Source organism: Thermomonas brevis, from assembly GCF_014395425.1.
Taxonomy (GTDB): Bacteria; Pseudomonadota; Gammaproteobacteria; order Xanthomonadales; family Xanthomonadaceae; genus Thermomonas; species Thermomonas brevis.
Genome location: NZ_CP060711.1, coordinates 1188270 through 1205212, shown reverse-complemented (window position 1 = coordinate 1205212; position 16943 = coordinate 1188270). Strand labels below are relative to the sequence as shown.

At 69.8% G+C, this 16943-nt stretch carries 14 protein-coding genes; 10 read left to right on the top strand and 4 right to left on the bottom strand.

All coding sequences use genetic code 11. The features are described 5' to 3' along the window. Window positions 1–14 precede the first annotated feature (14 nt). Complete coding sequence (locus H9L17_RS05660) at window positions 15–2423, bottom strand: TonB-dependent receptor plug domain-containing protein (RefSeq protein WP_187571366.1); 2409 nt, start codon at window positions 2421–2423, stop codon at window positions 15–17. Window positions 2424–2622: 199 nt separating this feature from the next. Here H9L17_RS05660 and H9L17_RS05655 point away from each other — a divergent pair, with 199 nt between their 5' ends. The 6 genes from H9L17_RS05655 (at window position 2623) to H9L17_RS05630 (ending at window position 9407) form a co-directional block, all read left to right on the top strand. Beyond that, window positions 2623–4482, top strand: coding sequence for an ABC-F family ATP-binding cassette domain-containing protein (locus H9L17_RS05655; protein WP_187571365.1), 1860 nt, complete (start codon window positions 2623–2625; stop codon window positions 4480–4482). Between the two features lie 71 nt (window positions 4483–4553). After that, window positions 4554–5765, top strand: coding sequence for a cation:proton antiporter (locus H9L17_RS05650; RefSeq protein WP_187571364.1), 1212 nt, complete (start codon window positions 4554–4556; stop codon window positions 5763–5765). A gap of 24 nt (window positions 5766–5789) precedes the next feature. Further along, window positions 5790–6080, top strand: coding sequence for an FmdB family zinc ribbon protein (locus H9L17_RS05645; RefSeq protein ID WP_187571363.1), 291 nt, complete (start codon window positions 5790–5792; stop codon window positions 6078–6080). 267 nt (window positions 6081–6347) lie between these two features. Then, complete coding sequence (aspS, locus tag H9L17_RS05640; RefSeq protein WP_187571362.1) at window positions 6348–8111, top strand: aspartate--tRNA ligase; 1764 nt, start codon at window positions 6348–6350, stop codon at window positions 8109–8111. An 80-nt stretch (window positions 8112–8191) separates the two neighbouring features. Further along, window positions 8192–8710 carry a GNAT family N-acetyltransferase gene (locus H9L17_RS05635; protein WP_187571361.1) on the top strand — a complete coding sequence of 173 codons (519 nt, stop codon included), beginning with the start codon at window positions 8192–8194 and terminating at the stop codon, window positions 8708–8710. A 76-nt stretch (window positions 8711–8786) separates the two neighbouring features. Continuing rightward, complete coding sequence (locus H9L17_RS05630) at window positions 8787–9407, top strand: esterase/lipase family protein (protein ID WP_187571360.1); 621 nt, start codon at window positions 8787–8789, stop codon at window positions 9405–9407. 11 nt (window positions 9408–9418) lie between these two features. On the opposite strand, the gene H9L17_RS05625 is transcribed toward H9L17_RS05630, so the two are convergent. The 3 genes from H9L17_RS05625 to H9L17_RS05615 all read right to left on the bottom strand — a co-directional run bounded on the left by H9L17_RS05625 (window position 9419) and on the right by H9L17_RS05615 (window position 14505). After that, window positions 9419–11470: a putative bifunctional diguanylate cyclase/phosphodiesterase gene (locus H9L17_RS05625; protein ID WP_187571359.1), complete on the bottom strand. Its 2052-nt coding sequence runs from the start codon at window positions 11468–11470 to the stop codon at window positions 9419–9421. Beyond that, window positions 11467–13203 carry a PAS domain S-box protein gene (locus H9L17_RS05620; protein WP_187571358.1) on the bottom strand — a complete coding sequence of 579 codons (1737 nt, stop codon included), beginning with the start codon at window positions 13201–13203 and terminating at the stop codon, window positions 11467–11469. The genes H9L17_RS05625 and H9L17_RS05620 overlap by 4 nt, the downstream gene beginning before the upstream one ends. Window positions 13204–13368: 165 nt before the next feature. Then, window positions 13369–14505 (bottom strand): metallophosphoesterase, encoded by a 1137-nt coding sequence (locus H9L17_RS05615; RefSeq protein WP_187571357.1) that lies wholly within the window; start codon window positions 14503–14505, stop codon window positions 13369–13371. A 114-nt stretch (window positions 14506–14619) separates the two neighbouring features. Between H9L17_RS05615 and H9L17_RS05610 the strand changes: the two genes are divergently transcribed. The 4 genes from H9L17_RS05610 to ruvA are packed head-to-tail and all read left to right on the top strand — an operon-like array spanning window position 14620 to window position 16912. After that, window positions 14620–15339, top strand: coding sequence for a YebC/PmpR family DNA-binding transcriptional regulator (locus tag H9L17_RS05610; protein WP_187571356.1), 720 nt, complete (start codon window positions 14620–14622; stop codon window positions 15337–15339). Window positions 15340–15369: 30 nt separating this feature from the next. Continuing rightward, a complete protein-coding gene (ruvC, locus tag H9L17_RS05605; protein WP_187571355.1) occupies window positions 15370–15945 on the top strand; it encodes a crossover junction endodeoxyribonuclease RuvC in 576 nt (191 codons plus the stop codon). Further along, window positions 15942–16328, top strand: a complete 387-nt coding sequence (locus H9L17_RS05600; RefSeq protein WP_187571354.1) for a hypothetical protein — start codon at window positions 15942–15944, stop codon at window positions 16326–16328. The genes ruvC and H9L17_RS05600 overlap by 4 nt, the downstream gene beginning before the upstream one ends. After that, window positions 16325–16912 carry a Holliday junction branch migration protein RuvA gene (gene ruvA, locus H9L17_RS05595; protein ID WP_187571353.1) on the top strand — a complete coding sequence of 196 codons (588 nt, stop codon included), beginning with the start codon at window positions 16325–16327 and terminating at the stop codon, window positions 16910–16912. The genes H9L17_RS05600 and ruvA overlap by 4 nt, the downstream gene beginning before the upstream one ends. Window positions 16913–16943: the final 31 nt, after the last annotated feature.

The following is a 16943-nucleotide window of genomic DNA, read 5'->3' as shown; positions in this document are numbered from 1 at the left end:
ACCGCGGATTCAGCTCACCATTTGTAGGAGACGCGGCCGTACACGTAGCGGCCGTTGAAGCCGAACGGCGAGTACAGGCTGTACGGGATCAGGCCGAACGTCGAGTTGGCGGGCGTGTTCTCCTCGGGGTATTCGTCGAGCGCGTTGTCCGCGCCCAGGGTGACGATCCAGTGCTCGCTGGGGCGGAAATTGGCGGACAGGTCCAGCGTCCACTTCGCGCTGTAGGTCTGGTCCTGCGCCGGGTTGGTGGCGTGGCGGCCGGTGAAGCTGCCGTAGCGGGTGGCGCCGGCGTTGAAGTCCCAGCGCTGCAGGTTCCAGCCGGCGGTCAGCGCGAACTTGTCGCGCGGGAAGCCTTCCTCGATGCGCCCGCGCTCGTCGCGGCCCATGCGCTCCAGGTTGGCGCCCAGCGCGTCCAGCGCCGCCGGGTTCGGCGCGATCCGCGTCACCTCGGTCTTGTTGTAATTGTAGCTGGCGGTCAGGTTGAGGCTGCTGGCGTCCAGCGGCACGTTCCAGGTGCCGACCACGTCGATGCCCTTGGTGCGGGTGTCGATGGCGTTGTTGAAGTAGCGCGCGCTGGTGACGTTGGTGATGCCGAGATTGGCCAGCAGCGCCTGCGCCGCTGCGTTGCCTGCGATGTTGAGGTTGGACGAGAGCACGATGCGGTCGTCGATGTCGATCTGGTAGGCGTCGACGGTCACGTAGACGCGCTCGGCCGGCTGCAGCACCAGGCCCAGGCTGTAGGACAGCGAGGTTTCCGCCTTCAGCGGCTCCGCGCCCAGCGCCTGCGCCGCCGCGCCGGCGGCCGGGAAGGTGCCGGTCTCGTAGGCGACGCCGCTGTTGATGTTGGTGGTGACGGCCTGGTAGTGCTGCTGCGCCAGCGACGGCGCACGGAAGCCGGTCGCGACGGTGGCGCGCAGCGCGGCCGCGTCGGTGAACGCGTAGCGCGCCGACAGCTTGCCGGAGAACTGGTCGCCGAAGTCCGAGTAGTCCTCGTAGCGGCCGGCCAGGCCGGCGGAGAACTTGTCGGTGAAGTCGCCTTCCAGCCCCGCGTACACCGCGTAGTTGTGGCGCTCGTAGTCGCCGGCGTTGCGCGGCGTGAAGCCGCCGAAGCCCTGCGCACCGGGCAGCGAGCCGGGGATGCCCAGGCCGCCATCGATGTACGAATTGGGTTCGCCCGCGATCTGTTCCCAGGCTTCCTGCCGGTACTCGGCGCCGAACGAGAACGTGGCCGGATATGCCAGGCCGATGTCGATCGGCTTGGAGAAATCCGCGTTCACTACCTGCTGGGTGTACTGCAGTGCGCCGTCGTAGAAGCTGCGCGGGCTGGACGCGCCCAGGGTGTAGTTGACGGTGTTCTGGGTGCGGAAATCCAGCCGGTTGTCGCCGAGGTTGTAGCTGACGTCCCAGTTCCAGCCGCCCGCGCTCGTGCCCTTCAGGCCCAGCACGACGCTGCGGTCGCGCGCGTCCTGGTTGATCTCCGGCACGTAGCCGTCCGGGTAGACCTGCGCCAGCAGCGCGCCCTGGTTGTTGTGGGTCTTCGAGCGATAGAACGCGAACGAGGTGATGTCGCGCTTGCTGCCCATCGCGGTCAGGTAGAGGCTGGTGTTGTCGCCGACCTTCAGATCCGCGTTGACCGACAGCGCCGACTGGTCGACGTCGGGATCGCCCAGCTTGAACGCGGTTTCGCCCACGCCCGGGAAGTTGCCGGTGTTCGGGGCCGTGCCGGTGTAGGCGCCGGAGCGGTTGGTCATGTCCTGGTGGCCCGTCTGCGCCGCCACGTGGATCGTGCCGCCGCCGCCGCTCAGGGTGATGCCGGTGTCGCCGGACAGCTGCCACTGCTTGCCGTCGCCCTCGGAATACCGGCCGCCGCCGAGCGCCAGGCTGCCGCCTTCGCCGGAGCCCTTGAGCACGATGTTGACCACGCCGCCGATGGCGTCGGAGCCGTACTGTGCGGAGGCGCCGTCGCGCAGCACTTCGACGCGTTCGATGGCGGCCACCGGGATGGTGTTGAGGTCGACCGCCGAGGAGCCGCGGCCGATGGTGCCGTTGACGTTCACCATCGCCGAGATGTGGCGGCGCTTGCCGTTGACCAGGATCAGCACCTGGTCCGGCGACAGCCCGCGCAACTGCGCCGGGCGCACGCCGCTGGTGCCGTCGGCCATGGCCGGGCGCGGGAAGTTCAGCGAGGGCAGGGCGCGCGCCAGCGCGGTCGCCAGCTCCGTGGTGCCGGTGGCTTCCAGCGTTTCCGGGGTGATGATGTCGATCGGCGACTGCGATTCGGCCACGGTGCGGTCGGCCACGCGGGTGCCGGTGACGATCAGGGTGTCGAGGGTGCGGGCGTCCTTGCCGGCGTCCTGCGCCAGCGCCGGGGTGGCGGCCAGCAGCGAGGACAGGGCGAGGGCGAGCGGGGAGATGCGGGGCATGGGGCCTTCCTGGTTCGGTGACGACAGTCACCTGTTTAACACCGGCTTAACCCCGCTGCAAACAAGCCCGCGCCATGCGGACATGCGCTAAGGTATGGAGTTTCGCACCCTTGATATCGGCGGCCCCGTCGCCACCGGCTGGCAAGCCGCCGGTCGGAAGGCGTTGGCCGGCGGGCGTTGACGGTAGAATCGCCGCCCCATGATTTCCTTCCGCAATTTCGCCCTCCGTCGCGGCGAACGTCTCCTGCTGTCCGATGTCGATCTGGCCCTGCACGCCGGCTGGCGCGTGGGCGTGGTCGGCCGCAACGGCGCCGGCAAGTCCAGCCTGTTCGCCGCGCTGCTGCGCGAGGTCGAGCCCGACAAGGGCGACCTCGACCTGCCCGGCAAGGCCCGCGTCGCCTCGGTGGCGCAGGAAACCCCGCACCTGCCGAACCCGGCCATCGACTTCGTGCTGTCCGGCGACGAGGCCGTGCACGCCGCCATCCAGATGGAGGCCAATGCCTTCGCCAACGAGGACTGGGAAGCGGTGGCCGAGGCGCACCAGCGGCTTGAGGAAGTGAACGGCTACGACGGCAGCGCCCGCGCCGGCCGGCTGCTGCACGGCCTCGGCTTCCCGACGGAGACCCACGAAAAGCCCGTCTCCGACTTTTCCGGCGGCTGGCGCGTGCGCCTGAACGTGGCGCGCGCGCTGATGTGCCCGTCCGACCTGCTGCTGCTCGACGAACCCACCAACCACCTCGACCTCGACGCCGTGGTCTGGCTGGAGGAATGGCTGAAGCGCTATGACGGCACGCTGCTGGTCATCAGCCACGACCGCGAGTTCCTCGACAACGTCACCACCCACATCCTGCACCTGCACGACGGCACCGCGAAGCTGTACGTCGGCAACTACACCGACTTCGAGCGCCAGCGCGCCGAGCACCTGCGCCAGCAGCAGATCGCGCACCAGAAGGAACAGGCCGAGCGCGCACATTTGCAATCGTTCATCGACCGCTTCAAGGCCAAGGCCAGCAAGGCGAAGCAGGCGCAGTCACGGGTCAAGCGCCTGGCGAAGCTGGCCGGCACCGAGGCGGTGCGCGTCGAGCGCGCGCTGCGCATCGACTTCCCCGAGCCGCTGAAGCTGCCGAACTCGCTGCTGTCGCTGCACGATGCGGACTGCGGCTACGGCGACGACGCGCGCATCCTCGCCAACGCCAATTTCGGTCTCGAGGCCGGCGATCGCATCGGCCTGCTCGGCCCCAACGGCGCGGGCAAGTCGACGCTGGTGAAGACGCTGGTGGGCGAACTCGCGCCGATGACCGGCGAGCGCAAGGCGCATCCCGACCTGCGCATCGGCTATTTCGCCCAGCACACGGTGGAATCGCTGGTGGCCGGCACCTCGCCGCTCGACCACCTGCGCAAGATCGCGCCGGACGTGGCCAATCAGGAACTGCGCGACTTCCTCGGCAAGTGGAACTTCCCCGGCGACCGCGCCTTCGAGGTCATCGACACCTTCAGCGGCGGCGAGAAGGCGCGCCTCGCGCTGGCGCTGATCGCCTACCGCCGCCCCAATGTGCTGCTGCTGGACGAACCCACCAACCACCTCGACCTCGACATGCGCGAGGCGCTGGCCGAGGCGCTGGCGGACTTCGACGGCGCCATCGTGATGGTTTCGCACGACCGCCACCTGATCGGCCTGGTCTGCGACAGCTACTGGCGCGTGGCCGGCGGCAAGGTGGAACCGTTCGACGGCGACCTCGACGAATACGCGGCGTGGCTGCGCTCGCGTCCCGGCAGCGACAACCCCAAGACCCCCGCGCCGAAGGCCGAACCCGCATTGCCCGCACCGCTGCCGCCCGAACCGAAAAAACCGGCGGCCAAGGTCAACCCGCACAAGTTGCAGAAGGCCGAAGCGCGGGTGGCGCGGCTGGAAGAAAAGCTGGCCGAGTGCGCCGCTCTGATGGCCGACCCGGCGGTCTATGCCGACGCCGGCAAGGTCGCCGACCTCGGCCGCCAGCAGATGCAGCTGCGCGGCGAGCTGGACGAGGCCGAGGCCGAGCTGCTGGCGCTGTACGGCTGACGGATTCGTAACGCGATGCCTGCCGCATTCAGGTACGGTCGCGGCATCGTCCAAGCGCAACGGTCGTCCGCATGAGCCGCGAACTCGTCTATCTGCTGCTGATCTTCGGCCTGCTGGTGATCCCGCGCGCCCTGCAGCGCTTCCGGCTGCCCGCGCCGATCACCTGCCTGGCGTTCGGCATCGGCGCGATGCTGGTGCTGGGCGGCGGCGTGCACGACCCGGTGGTGACCCTGCTGTCCACGCTCGGCATCTCCTCGCTGTTCCTGTTCGCCGGGTTGGAAGTGGACATGCGCGCGCTGCGCAAGGGGCTGTGGCCGCTGCTGGCGCACCTGGCGATCCGCATCGCCAGCCTGTGCCTGCTGGCATGGCTGGGCTGGCGGTATCTCGCGCTCGGCTGGCAGGCCGCCGCGCTGCTGGCGCTGGCGCTGCTCACGCCCTCGACCGGCTTCATCCTCGACACGCTGGAGCGGCTGGGGCTGGACGAGGAAGAGCGCTTCTGGGTGACCAGCAAGGCGATCGCCGGCGAGCTGCTGGCGCTGGCGGCGCTGTTCGTGGTGTTGCAGGCAGGCGATCCGGTGCAGCTGGGCCTGTCCACGCTGGCGATGCTCGCGCTGCTGGTCGGGCTGCCGCTGCTGTACGTCGCGTTCGGGCGCTGGATCGTGCCGCACGCGCCGGGCTCGGAGTTCTCGCTGCTGGTGATGGCCGGCTTCATCGCCGCCTTCATCACCTACAAGCTGGGCGTGTACTACCTGGTCGGCGCGTTCATCGCCGGGCTGGTCGCGCGGCTGCTGCGCGCGCGCATCCCGCGCATGGCCTCGGACGAGAACATCCACGCGCTGCGTCTGTTCGCCTCGTTCTTCGTGCCGTTCTACTTCTTCCACGCCGGCACCCAGATCGCCCGCGACGCGCTGACGCTGGAGGCGCTCGGCCTCGGTCTGCTGCTCACCGCGCTGGTGGTGCCGCTGCGGGTGGGAATGGTGTGGCTGCAGCGGCGGGTGCTGTTCCGCGAGCATCGGCACAGTACCTTCCGCGTGTCCGTGGCGCTGACGCCCACGCTGGTCTTCACCCTGGTGCTGGCGGAAATCCTGCACAGCCGCTTCGGCCTGTCCGGCACCCTGACCGGCGCGCTGGTGCTGTACACCACGCTCAACACGCTGCTGCCGTCGCTGCTGCTGCGGGTGCCGTTCGACGTCGACCCGATGCAGGAGAATGCCCCCGCAACGCTGGCCGACATGCCCGCCGCGGTTGAAAATACGGCCGCCGTCCCCACTCCGGGGCAGTAATCCGGACCACACGATTCCATCGCCATGCCGATCTACGCCTTCGCCTGCGACGCCTGCGGGCACACCTTCGACCGTTTGCAGAAGCTGTCCGACGCCGACCCCGCCGTTTGCCCGGCCTGCGGCGCGGAAGGGCGCGTGCATCGCCAGCTGACCGCCCCGCAGTTCCGCCTGGCCGGCGGCGGCTGGTACGAGACCGATTTCAAGAAGGACGGCGACAAGAAGCGCAACCTGGCCGGCGACGCCGCCAAGCCGGCGGACGCCAAGGCCGAGGCGAAGCCGGAAGCTGCCAAGCCCGCGACTGAAAGCAAGCCGTAAGCCACGTCGCCGTCATGCCCGCGCAGGCGCGCTGAAAGGCTGGACTCCCGCCTGCGCGGGAGTGACGAGCTTTTCATGTCACAAGCCGCCCGAATCTCTCCAGCGGGACAGGGGCGGCATCGCAACCAAGCGAGTATCGGGAAGCGACTTGCGATGCCGGCCCTGTCCCGCCCGCGTAGCCCCGCCTTTCCGCACCCGCCCATCAGCTAAAATACCCGGCTCCGCGCAGGCCACCGCCCGCGCGCCCTCGCGTCCCCCGGAGCTTCCATGCGTACCCATTTCTGCGGCCTGATCGACGAAGCGTTGATCGGCCAGACCGTCACCCTGTGCGGCTGGGCCGACGTCGCCCGCAACATGGGCCAGATCGTGTTCATCGACCTGCGCGACCACGAAGGCATCGTGCAGATCGTCGCCGAGCCGGCCGAGGTCGAAGGCAACGCCGACATGCTGGCGGCCGCCGCCGCCGTGGGCTACGAGGACTGCCTGCGCGTCACCGGCACCGTGCGCCGCCGCCAGTCGGTGAACGACAAGATCAGGACCGGCCAGGTCGAAGTGGTGGCCGAGCGCATCGAACTGCTGAACAAGGCCGAGCCGCTGCCGTTCCACCACCACGAGAACCCGGGCGAGGACATCCGCCTGAAGTACCGCTACCTCGACCTGCGCAGCCCGGACATGCAGCGCAAGATGCGCACCCGCACGAAGCTGGTGTCGGCGCTGCGCCATTACCTTGACGCGCGCGGCTTCCAGGACATCGAAACCCCGATCCTCACCAAGGCCACGCCCGAAGGCGCGCGCGACTTCCTCGTCCCGGCGCGCATGCACCCCGGCGAGTTCTACGCGCTGCCGCAGAGCCCGCAGCTATTCAAGCAGATCCTGATGATGGCGGGCTTCGACCGCTACTACCAGATCGCCCGCTGCTTCCGCGACGAGGCCCTGCGCGCCGATCGCCAGTTGGAGTTCACCCAGCTCGACATGGAGTTCGCGTGGGTGTCCGAGCGCGACGTGCAGGATCTCACCGAGGACATGATCCGCAGCGTGTTCCGTGAAGTGATCGGCGTCGAGCTCGACGGGCAGTTCCCGCGCATGACCTGGGCCGAGGCGATGCGCCGCTACGGCTCCGACAAGCCCGACCTGCGCATCGCGCTGGAACTGGTCGACGTGGCCGAACTGGTGAAGGACTGCGAGTTCGGCGTGTTCACCGCCGCTGCCAACGATGCCGACGGCCGTGTCGCCGCGCTGCGCATTCCCGGCGGCGCGGCATTGAGCCGCAAGCAGATCGACGAATACGCCGCCCACGCCGCCAAGTACGGCGCGAAGGGTTTGGCCTACGCCAAGATCGACGAGGCCGGCGCGGTCAATTCGCCCGTCGCCAAGTTCTTCGCCGAGGGCGCATTCGACGCGCTGCTCAAGCACGTGGGTGCGGGCAACGGCGATATCGTGTTCTTCGGCGCGGGCGCGTACAACAAGGTCAGCGACTTCATGGGCGCGGTGCGCCTGAAGGCCGGCAAGGACTTCGGTCTCGTGCAGGACGGCTGGAAGCCGCTGTGGGTGACGGACTTCCCGATGTTCGAGTGGGACGCCGAGGAAAACCGCTACGTGGCCTTGCACCATCCCTTCACCGCGCCGGCGGTGGATTCCATCGACGATCTGCGCGCGAACGCCAAGACGGCGGTGAGCCGAGGCTACGACATGGTGCTCAACGGCAACGAGATCGGCGGCGGCTCCATCCGCATCCACCGCCCGCAGATGCAGTCGGCGGTGTTCGACCTGCTCGGCATCGGCGCGGAGGAACAGCGCGCCAAGTTCGGCTTCCTGCTGGACGCGCTGAAGTACGGCGCGCCGCCGCACGGCGGCATCGCTTTCGGCATCGACCGCATCGCCGCGCTGATGGCCGGCACCGAGTCGATCCGCGACGTGATCGCCTTCCCCAAGACCACCTCGGCGCAATGCCTGATGACCGATGCGCCGTCGCCGATCGCCGACGCGCAGCTGGCCGAAGTGCACGTGCAGGTGCGGGAAAAGCAGGAGTGAGTGTGGAGGAGTGAGAAGTGAGCGAGAGCAACGCTCTGGTTTCCACTCACTCCTCGCTTCTCTCCGCTCACTCCTCGCTCATGCCCATCCGCCGCGCCACCGTCGCTGACGCCGCCACCCTCGCCGAACTCGGTGCGGCGACGTTCGTGGAAACCTTCGGCCATCTCTACACGCCCGAGGATTTGCAGGCGTTTCTCGACGAGAGCCATACCATCGAGGCGTACGCCAAGGCGCTGGCGAATCCGCACTACGCGCTGTGGCTCGCCGAAGACGAAGCAGGCCGCGCCATCGGCTACGCGCAGGCCGGCTGCTGCGGGTTGCCGCATGAAGACGTGCGGCCGGAAGACGGCGAACTGAAGCGGCTGTACGTGCGCGCCGGCATCCAGGGCGGCGGCATCGGGCGCGCGCTGATGGACGCGGCGATGGCGTGGCTGCTGCGCGACGGCCCGCGCACGCTGTGGCTGTCGGTGTGGTCGGAGAACCTCGGCGCGCAGCGCTTCTACGCCCGCTACGGCTTCGACTTCGCCGGCGAATACGCCTTCGTCGTCGGCGAGCAGCGCGACCGCGAGTTCATGTACCGGCGGCCCGCGCAGCCGTAAGCCGCGCCAGCGGCGGCTTGCCGAGCGGCGTCGGCGGCCATAGGTTTCCTGGAACCGCCCCGCCGATCGCCCGCCCATGACCCGCCGCCTGCTCCTCGTCCACGGCCTGCACAACGCCCGCTGGTGGCTGCGGCCACTGGCCGCGCGGCTGCGGAGCGAGGGCTTCGAGCCGGAGCCGTTCGGCTATGCCAGCGTGTTCGGCGGCCCGGAGCGGGCAATTCCGGCGCTGGTCGAGCGCCTGCGGGCCGCGCCGGTCCATGGCGTGATCGGGCACAGCCTGGGCGGATTGATCGCGCTGGAAGCGCTGCGGCGGGCGCCGGATGCGGCGGTGTCGCGGGCGGTCTGCCTGGGCTCGCCGCTGCGCGGCAGCCGGATCGCGCGCCATCTGGCCGCGCGCGGATGGACGCGGCCGCTGCTGGGACGCAGCGCCGCGCTGTTGCAGGCCGGACTGGTGCATTGGGACGGAACGGCGGCGCTGGGCGTGGTCGCGGGCGACGTGGCGCAGGGCATGGGGCAGTTGTTCGCCCGCTTCGACGACGCCTCCGACGGCACCGTGGCGGTGGCGGAAACCCGCCTGCCGGGCCTCGCCGACCATTGCGTCGTGCATTGCAGCCATACCGGCCTGGTGTTCTCGGCGGAAGCGGCGGCGCAGGCGGCGCACTTCCTGCGCGAGGGACGCTTCGCTCGCCCGGCCTGAGCGCCGCGCCGCTATCCGTCGCTGGCCAGCAGGTATGCCTCGAATTCGTCCGCCGGCAGCGGGCGCGAGAACAGGTAGCCCTGCGCGAAGTCGCAGCCCATGCGCTGGAGGATGTCCGCCTGCTGGGCGGTTTCGACGCCTTCGGCGACGGTGCGGAAGCCGAGCTTGTGCGCCATCACGATGATCGCCTCGGTCAGCGCGTGGTCGTTCTCGTCGTTGGCGACGCCGCGGGTGAAGGACGCGTCGATCTTCAGGAAGTCGATGCTGAAGGTTTTGAGGTAGGACAGCGACGAGAAGCCGGTGCCGAAGTCGTCGATGGACACGGCGATGCCGTGGCGGCGGAAGTCGAGCAGGCAGTCCTTCACCCGCTGCTGATCCTCGATCAGCACGCTCTCGGTGATCTCGATGCCGAGGCGGCCGTCCGGCGGCGGCAAAGCGGCCAGCTTCGCGCCCCAGTCGATCGCGCCGGCGCCGTGCGCGGCGAACTGCACGGCGCTCATGTTGACGCTGATCTGGACGGTGCGGCCGAGCCGCCGCGCGAGGCGTTCGGCCTGCGCGGCGGCTTCGTCGAAGACCCATTCGCCGACTTCGTGGATCAGGCCGGTTTCCTCCAGCAGCGGGATGAAGTCCAGCGGCGGGATTGCGCCGCGCTGCGGGTGCCGCCAGCGCAGCAGCGCCTCGGCCTTGGTCGCGCGGCCGTCGGCGAAATCGATGATCGGCTGGTAGTGCAGCGAGAACTCGCCGCGCTGCAGCGCGCCGTGCAGGTCATCGCTCAGCGCGCGGCGCTTCTGCGCGCCGTCCTGCATCTCCGGCGAGAAGCGGACCACGCGGTTGCGCCCGCCGGACTTGGCGGCGTACATCGCCTGCTCCGCGTACTTCAGCAGGTCGGGGGCGGTGAGCGCGTCGTCGGGGCAGGTGGCGATGCCGGCGCTGGCGGTGAGGTAGAGCGGCTTGCCGTCGATGTCGAACGGCACGCTCAGCTTCTCCACTAGCCGCTGCGCGGTGCGCTCGGCGGCGTGCAGGCCGTCCAGCCCGGGCAGGATCAGCGCGAATTCGTCGCCGCCCAGCCGCGCCAGCGCGCCGTGCGGGCCTGCGAATTCGCGCACCCGTTCGGCGGTGTGGGCCAGCAGGCGGTCGCCGGTCTCGTGGCCGAGCGTGTCGTTGATCTCCTTGAAGTGATCGAGGTCGAGCAGCAGCAGGGCGAGCCGGCCGCCCGGCGGCTGTAGTGCGGCGACCAGCGAGTCGCGGAATTTCTCGCGGTTGGGCAGCCCGGTGACCGGATCGAACGGCGTGTGCGCGTCGCTGAGGTCGCGCACGATCAGGCACAGCGACGGCCCGGCGCTGGTCTCGATGTAGGTCGGCGAGACCTTCGCCGGGAACGCCTGGCCGTCGCGGCGCTGCGCGCTGAAGGTGGGCATGTCGTCCGTGGCGTGCGCGGCGTGGCGGGCGAACGCCTGCTCGCGCAGCACGTGCCACGCGCCGCGCTCCTGCTCGCTCAGCAGCAGTTCGAACGGCTGCCCGGCCAGCATCTCGCGCGGATAGCCGAACACCGATTCGGCGCTGCTGTTGACGGCGCAGATCCGTCCCTGCGCGTTGCACAGGATGACCGGGTGGATGCCGGTTTCGAGCAGGCTGTGCAGGCTGCTGTCGCGGTGGCGGCGCGCGGCGGTCTCGGTCTGGTGGCGGTGCATCGCCAGCCGGATCGCCATCACCAGGTCCTGCTCGCGCCAGGGCTTGATGAGGTAGCCGAACTGGCCGGCGATCTGCGCCTGCTGCAAGGTGTCGCGGTCGGAATGCGCGGTCGAGAACACCACCGGCACGCCGAGTTCGCCGTGGATCAGGTCGGCGGTCTCGATGCCGTTGAGGTCGCCCTTGATGCGGATGTCCATCAGGATCAGGTCGGGCCGCGTGCGCCGCGCGATGTCGATCGCGTCGGCGCCGTTGTCGGCGACGCCGACGACCTCGTGGCCGAGGCATTGCAGGCGGTCGCGGACCTCCTCGGCCAGCAGCGCCTCGTCCTCGACGACCAAGATCTTCCAGTGGGGGTCGGCGTTCGCGTTCATCCAGTCGCTGGTTTCCTCGGCGGGACGTGGAGGGTCAGCCGCGCCAGCGTGCCGGGCGAAGCGGGCAGGAACTCGTAGGCGCCGTCCACCTGCCGCGTCAGCGAGCGGATCAGGTGCAGGCCGAGCGAGTGCCCGCCGGCGGGGTCGAAGCCGTCCGGCAGGCCGGTGCCGTCGTCGCGCACCTCCAGCACGCAGGTGCGCGGATCGGGCTGCGACAGCGACAGGTGGATGCTGCCGGCGCGGCCGTCCGGGAAGGCGTGCTTGACCGCGTTGGCGACGATCTCGTTGAGGATCAGCCCGCACGGCACGGCGGTGTTGATGCTCATGCTCACCGGTTCGAGCGTGGTGGTCAGGCGGATGTGGTCGTCGCGGCTGTAGCTGTCGATCAGCTGGCGCGCGAGGTTGTCGGCGTAGTCGGCGAAATCGACCTCGGCCATCGAATCGGAGTTGTACAGGCTCTCGTGCACCATCGCCATCGAGCGCACGCGGTCCTGGCTTTCCTGCATCACCCGGATCATGTCCGGGTCGCTCAGGTCGCGCTGCTGCAGGTAGAACAGGCTGGCGATCACCGCGAGGTTGTTCTTCACCCGGTGGTGCACTTCCTTCAGCAGCATCTCCTTCTCGTGCAGCGAATCGAGGGTCAGCTTCTCCGCGCGCTTGCGCTCGCTGATGTCGCGGATCGCGCTGGACACCAGCATGCCGCTGTCGGTTTCCAGCGGCGAGAGCGACAGCTCAATGGGGAACTCGCTGCCGTCCTTGCGCTGCCCGAACAGCTCCAGCCCGCTGCCCATCGGCCGCACACGCGGCGCGCTGGCGTAGTCCTTGCGGTGGCCCGGATGGCGGCCGCGGAAGCGCTGCGGCATCAGCAGCTCCACCGGCTGGCCGATCAGCTCCGCCGCGGCGTAGCCGAACATCCGCTCGGCCTGCGAATTGGCGAGCTGGATGACGCCGCTCGCATCGGCGATGACCATCGCGTCCGGCGCCGATTCCAGCAGCTGGCGGAACTGCCGCTCCATGCGCCGGCGGTGGCTCAGGTCGTTGACGATCTTCGAGGCCGACACCACCTCGCCGTTGGCGTCGCGCACCGGCGAGACGGTCAGGCCCACTTCGACCAGCGAACCGTCCTTGCGCCGGCGCACCGACTCGTAGGATTCGACGCGCTCGCCGGCGCGGATGCGCAGCATGATCCGCGCTTCCTCTTCCACCAGGTCCTCGGGGATCAGCATCGCGATGTTGCGGCCGATGGCTTCCGCTGCGGTGTAGCCGAACAGCAGTTCGGCCGACGGATTCCAGACCTGGATGGTGCCGTCCAGATCCTTGCCGATGATCGCGTCGGTGGCCGATTCGATGATCGCCGCCAGCCGCGCGCGCTCGTCGTGGATGCGCTTGCGCTCGGAGATGTCGCGGACCACGCACAGCACGCGCTCACCCTGTTCCAGCGGGCTGAGCATCACGTCCACCGGGAATTCGCCGCCGTCCTTGCGCTGGCCGAACAGGCTCAGGCCGCCGCCCATCTCGCGGGTGCGCGGCGCGGCGACGTAGCGGTCGCGGTGGCCGGCGTGCGCGCCGAAGCGGCGCGGCACCAGCAGATCGACCTGCTTGCCGATCAGCTCGTCGGCGCCGTAGCCGAACAGCGCCAGCGCGGCGGCGTTGGCCTGGACGATCAGGCCGTCGTGGTCGACGACCAGCATGCCGTCCGGCGCGGCGTCGAAAATGTGCCGGTACTCCTGCATCCCTCCTTCTCCCCCTGTCCCTGGGATGCCCGGATCGGTCACGGGCGGCCCGAATGGCACCGTGAAGGCGTTATAGCAGCATGCAACGGGAAGGGGAGGACGGGACCGGCCATGTCGGCCGATGCGGGCGCAAGCTCACGCATGTTCACGTCACATCACGCCGAATCACTCCGGATCGTCGGGCACATCCAGCAGCGCCGGCAGCGGTTCGCGGCTGCCGTCCAGCAGGCCGCGGCTGAGCGTGTCGCCGTCGATGAACAGCAGTTGCCCGGACTTGCCGCGCTTGATGCCGCTGTCGATGGCGATGATCTTGCCGTCGTGGAAGCTGGCGACCTCGCCGATGGTGGTGTGGCCGACGACGATCCGCGCGACGCCCAGCTTCGCCACCAGCGCCCGCACGCCCGGCGTGTCCAACTGCCCGTTGAAATAGCCGCGGTACCAGACTGGGCTCGCCTTGGAGTCGTACAGGCGGGCGATGGCCGGGTCGGCCTTCACCTGTTCGCGGGGCATGCCGAGGGTGCGCTGGTAGCCGGCGTTGGTGGCGTCCATCGCGGCGACCAGGTCGAGGTTCTCCGGCGAAACCCCGCCGTGCAGGAACAGCGTGTCGCCCAGCTTCAGCAGCACCGGCCGCGTGCGCAGCCAGCCGCCCAGCACCGAGTCCGGGCCGAACAGGTCGGCGTAGGAGCGGCCCAGCCGTTCGGCGGTGGCGACGTATTTCGGATTGACGTAGCGCAGGCTGCCGTACAGCGCCATCGTCTCGTGGTTGCCCAGCAGGAAATGCACCGCGCCGCCGGCCGCGCGCGCCTGCTGCTGCAACTGGAACAGCAGCCACAGCGCCTCGGTGACGCCGGGGCCGCGGTCGAACACATCGCCGGCGACGACCAGATGGTCGCGACCCAGCGCCCAGCGGTCGCGGCCGTCGATGACGTGATGGGCGCGCAGCAGCCGCACCAGCAGCCCGTACTGGCCGTGGATGTCGGACAGCGCGACGATCCGCGCGCCCGGCGCCAGCGGCGCCTCGCCCGGTTCGATCGCGGCCGGGATGACCAGCGGATGCGGATAGCCGCAGCGCGGCTTGATCGTGGCGCCGTCGCGCGCGGGCCGGGTCGTGCGCACCAGCTTGCCGTCGCAGATCCAGACGGCGTCCAGCTTGCTCCCTTCCGCCCGGAACACGTAGGGGCCGTCGTCCGCGGCTGCCGGCGTGGGCGCGGTGCCGGCGCAGGCCGCGGCGCCAACGGCCAGGCAGACCAGCAGCAGGAGCGCGCGCAGCGCCGTCGGGGCGGATCGGGAAGCAAGGCGCATGGCGGGTCCGGAAGCGGGGTCCGCCGCATGGTACGCCGGGGCCGGCGATTCGAGCGCGCAGTCGAACCGGCCGCCGTATAATCCGCCGCTTCGCATTTCCGGCCGGATATTGTCATGGGACGTGGCCCCTCCATCGAAGCCCGCAAGAACGCGCAGGACGCGCAGCGCGGCAAGATCTTCACCAAGGTGATCCGCGAGATCTCGGTGGCGGCGCGCGCCGGCGGTGGCGACCCGCACAGCAATCCGCGCCTGCGCGTGGCGATCGACAAGGGCCTGGCCGCGAACATGACCAAGGACGTCATCGAGCGCGCCATCAAGAAGGCCACCGGCGAGCTGGAAGGCGTCACATACGAGGAGATCCGCTACGAGGGCTACGGCGCGGGCGGCGTGGCGGTGATCGTCGACTGCCTGACCGACAACCGCGTGCGTACCGTGGCCGACGTGCGCCACGCCTTCGGCAAGTTCGGCGGCAACCTCGGCACCGAAGGCTCGGTGGCCTTCATGTTCAAGAAGCTGGGCGTGCTGAGCTACGACGCCGGCGCCGACGAGGACAGGATCACCGAGGCCGCCATCGAGGCCGGCGCGGACGACGTGGTGGTGTATCCGGAAGACGGCGCCATCGACGTGCTGACCTCGCCCGACGCCTTCGCCGAGGTGAAGGCGGCGATGGAGGCGGCGGGCCTGGCGCCCGGCTTTGCCGAAGTGACGATGCGCGCGGACAACGATTCGCCGGTCGACGGCGAGACCGCCGAGCAGGTGCAGAAGCTGCTGCGCTGGCTGGAAGACATGGACGACGTGCAGAACGTCTATTCCAACGCCGCGGGCCTGGGCTGAGCCTCGACGCCGCCCGTCGGCCATCCCGCCATGCTTCCCGCGTCACCTTCCACGCTCCAGCGCCCGGCCTCCGTCCGCGTGCTGGGCATCGATCCCGGCTCGCAGCGCACCGGCGTCGGCATCATCGACATCGCCGGCGACGGCAGGGTGACGCACGTGCATCACCAGCCGCTGGTGCTGCTGGATGCGGAGACCTTTCCGCTGCGCCTGCGCAAGCTGCTGGACGGGCTGTGGGCGCTGATCGAACAGTACGCGCCGGACGAAGTGGCGGTGGAGCAGGTGTTCCTGTCCAACAACGCGATGAGCGCGCTCAAGCTGGGCCAGGCGCGCGGCGCGGCGGTGGCCGCCTGCGTGGCGCGCGACCTGCCGGTGAGCGAATACGCGGCGAAGGAAATCAAGCTGGCGCTGGTCGGCAGCGGCGGCGCCGACAAGGCGCAGGTGCAGCACATGGTCGGCGCGATGCTGGGCCTGACCGGCAAGCTGCAGGCCGACGCCGCCGACGCGCTGGCGGTGGCGATCACCCATGCGCACGTGCGCGCCAGCGCCAACCGCCTGGGCGTGGCCGCGCGCGAGGCGTGGGGCCGCAAGGGCAGGGGGCGGCGATGAGCGCGCGGATGGACGAGCCCGCGGCGCATCTGCAACGCAACGCCGGGATGCTTGCCGCGGTGAGCATGGCCGCGTTCGTGGTCGCGGCGCTGGCGTGCTTCTTCCTCGATGGCCCGGCCGGCCTGGAGCGGACGCTGCTGCTCGCGCTGTGGGCGGCGTGGTGTTTGTCGGCCATCGGCGTGCTCGCGGCCTATGCGCGGACCGGTGTGATCGTCTCCACGCTCGGCCTGCGGTTCTCGCATTCGCAGGTATTCCGGAAGGATGCGTCGAAGGCCGCCTTCGGGATGTTCCTGTTCCTGTTCGCCCTGCTGCTGGTCCTGCTGGGCGGGCTCATGTATATCGCGGTGCTGTTCCTCGGCGCCGGCGCCGGAGTGCAGCCATGATCGGTCGTCTCAAGGGCATCCTCATCCACAAGGCGCCGCCGTGGCTCGTCATCGACGTGCACGGCGTCGGCTACGAGCTGGAGGCGCCGATGAGCACCTTCTACGACCTGCCGGACGTGGGCCGCGAGGTATTCCTGTTCACCCACTACGCGCAGAAGGAGGACAGCGTCTCGCTGTACGGCTTCCTGCGCGAGGCCGAGCGGCGGCTGTTCCGCGACGTGCAGAAGGTCAGCGGGATCGGCGCGAAGATCGCGCTGGCGGTGCTGTCCGGCGTGTCGGTGGACGAGTTCGCGCGGCTGGTGCAGACCGCCGACGTCACCGCGCTGACCCGCATCCCCGGCATCGGCAAGAAGACCGCCGAGCGCATGGTCGTCGAACTGCGCGACCGCGCGGCCGACCTGGCCGGCGGCCCGGTCGCGGCCAGCGCCGGCCTGCCGGGCGATCCGCTGTCCGAGGCCATCACCGCGCTGCAGGCGCTGGGCTACAAGCCGGCCGAAGCCGAACGCATGGCGAAGAAGGCCGCGGGCGACGGCGACGCCGCCGAAACCATCATCCGAAAAGCGCTACAGTCCGCGCTCCGCTGAGCCGGGCCGGCAAGGACACACGGTCGAACCC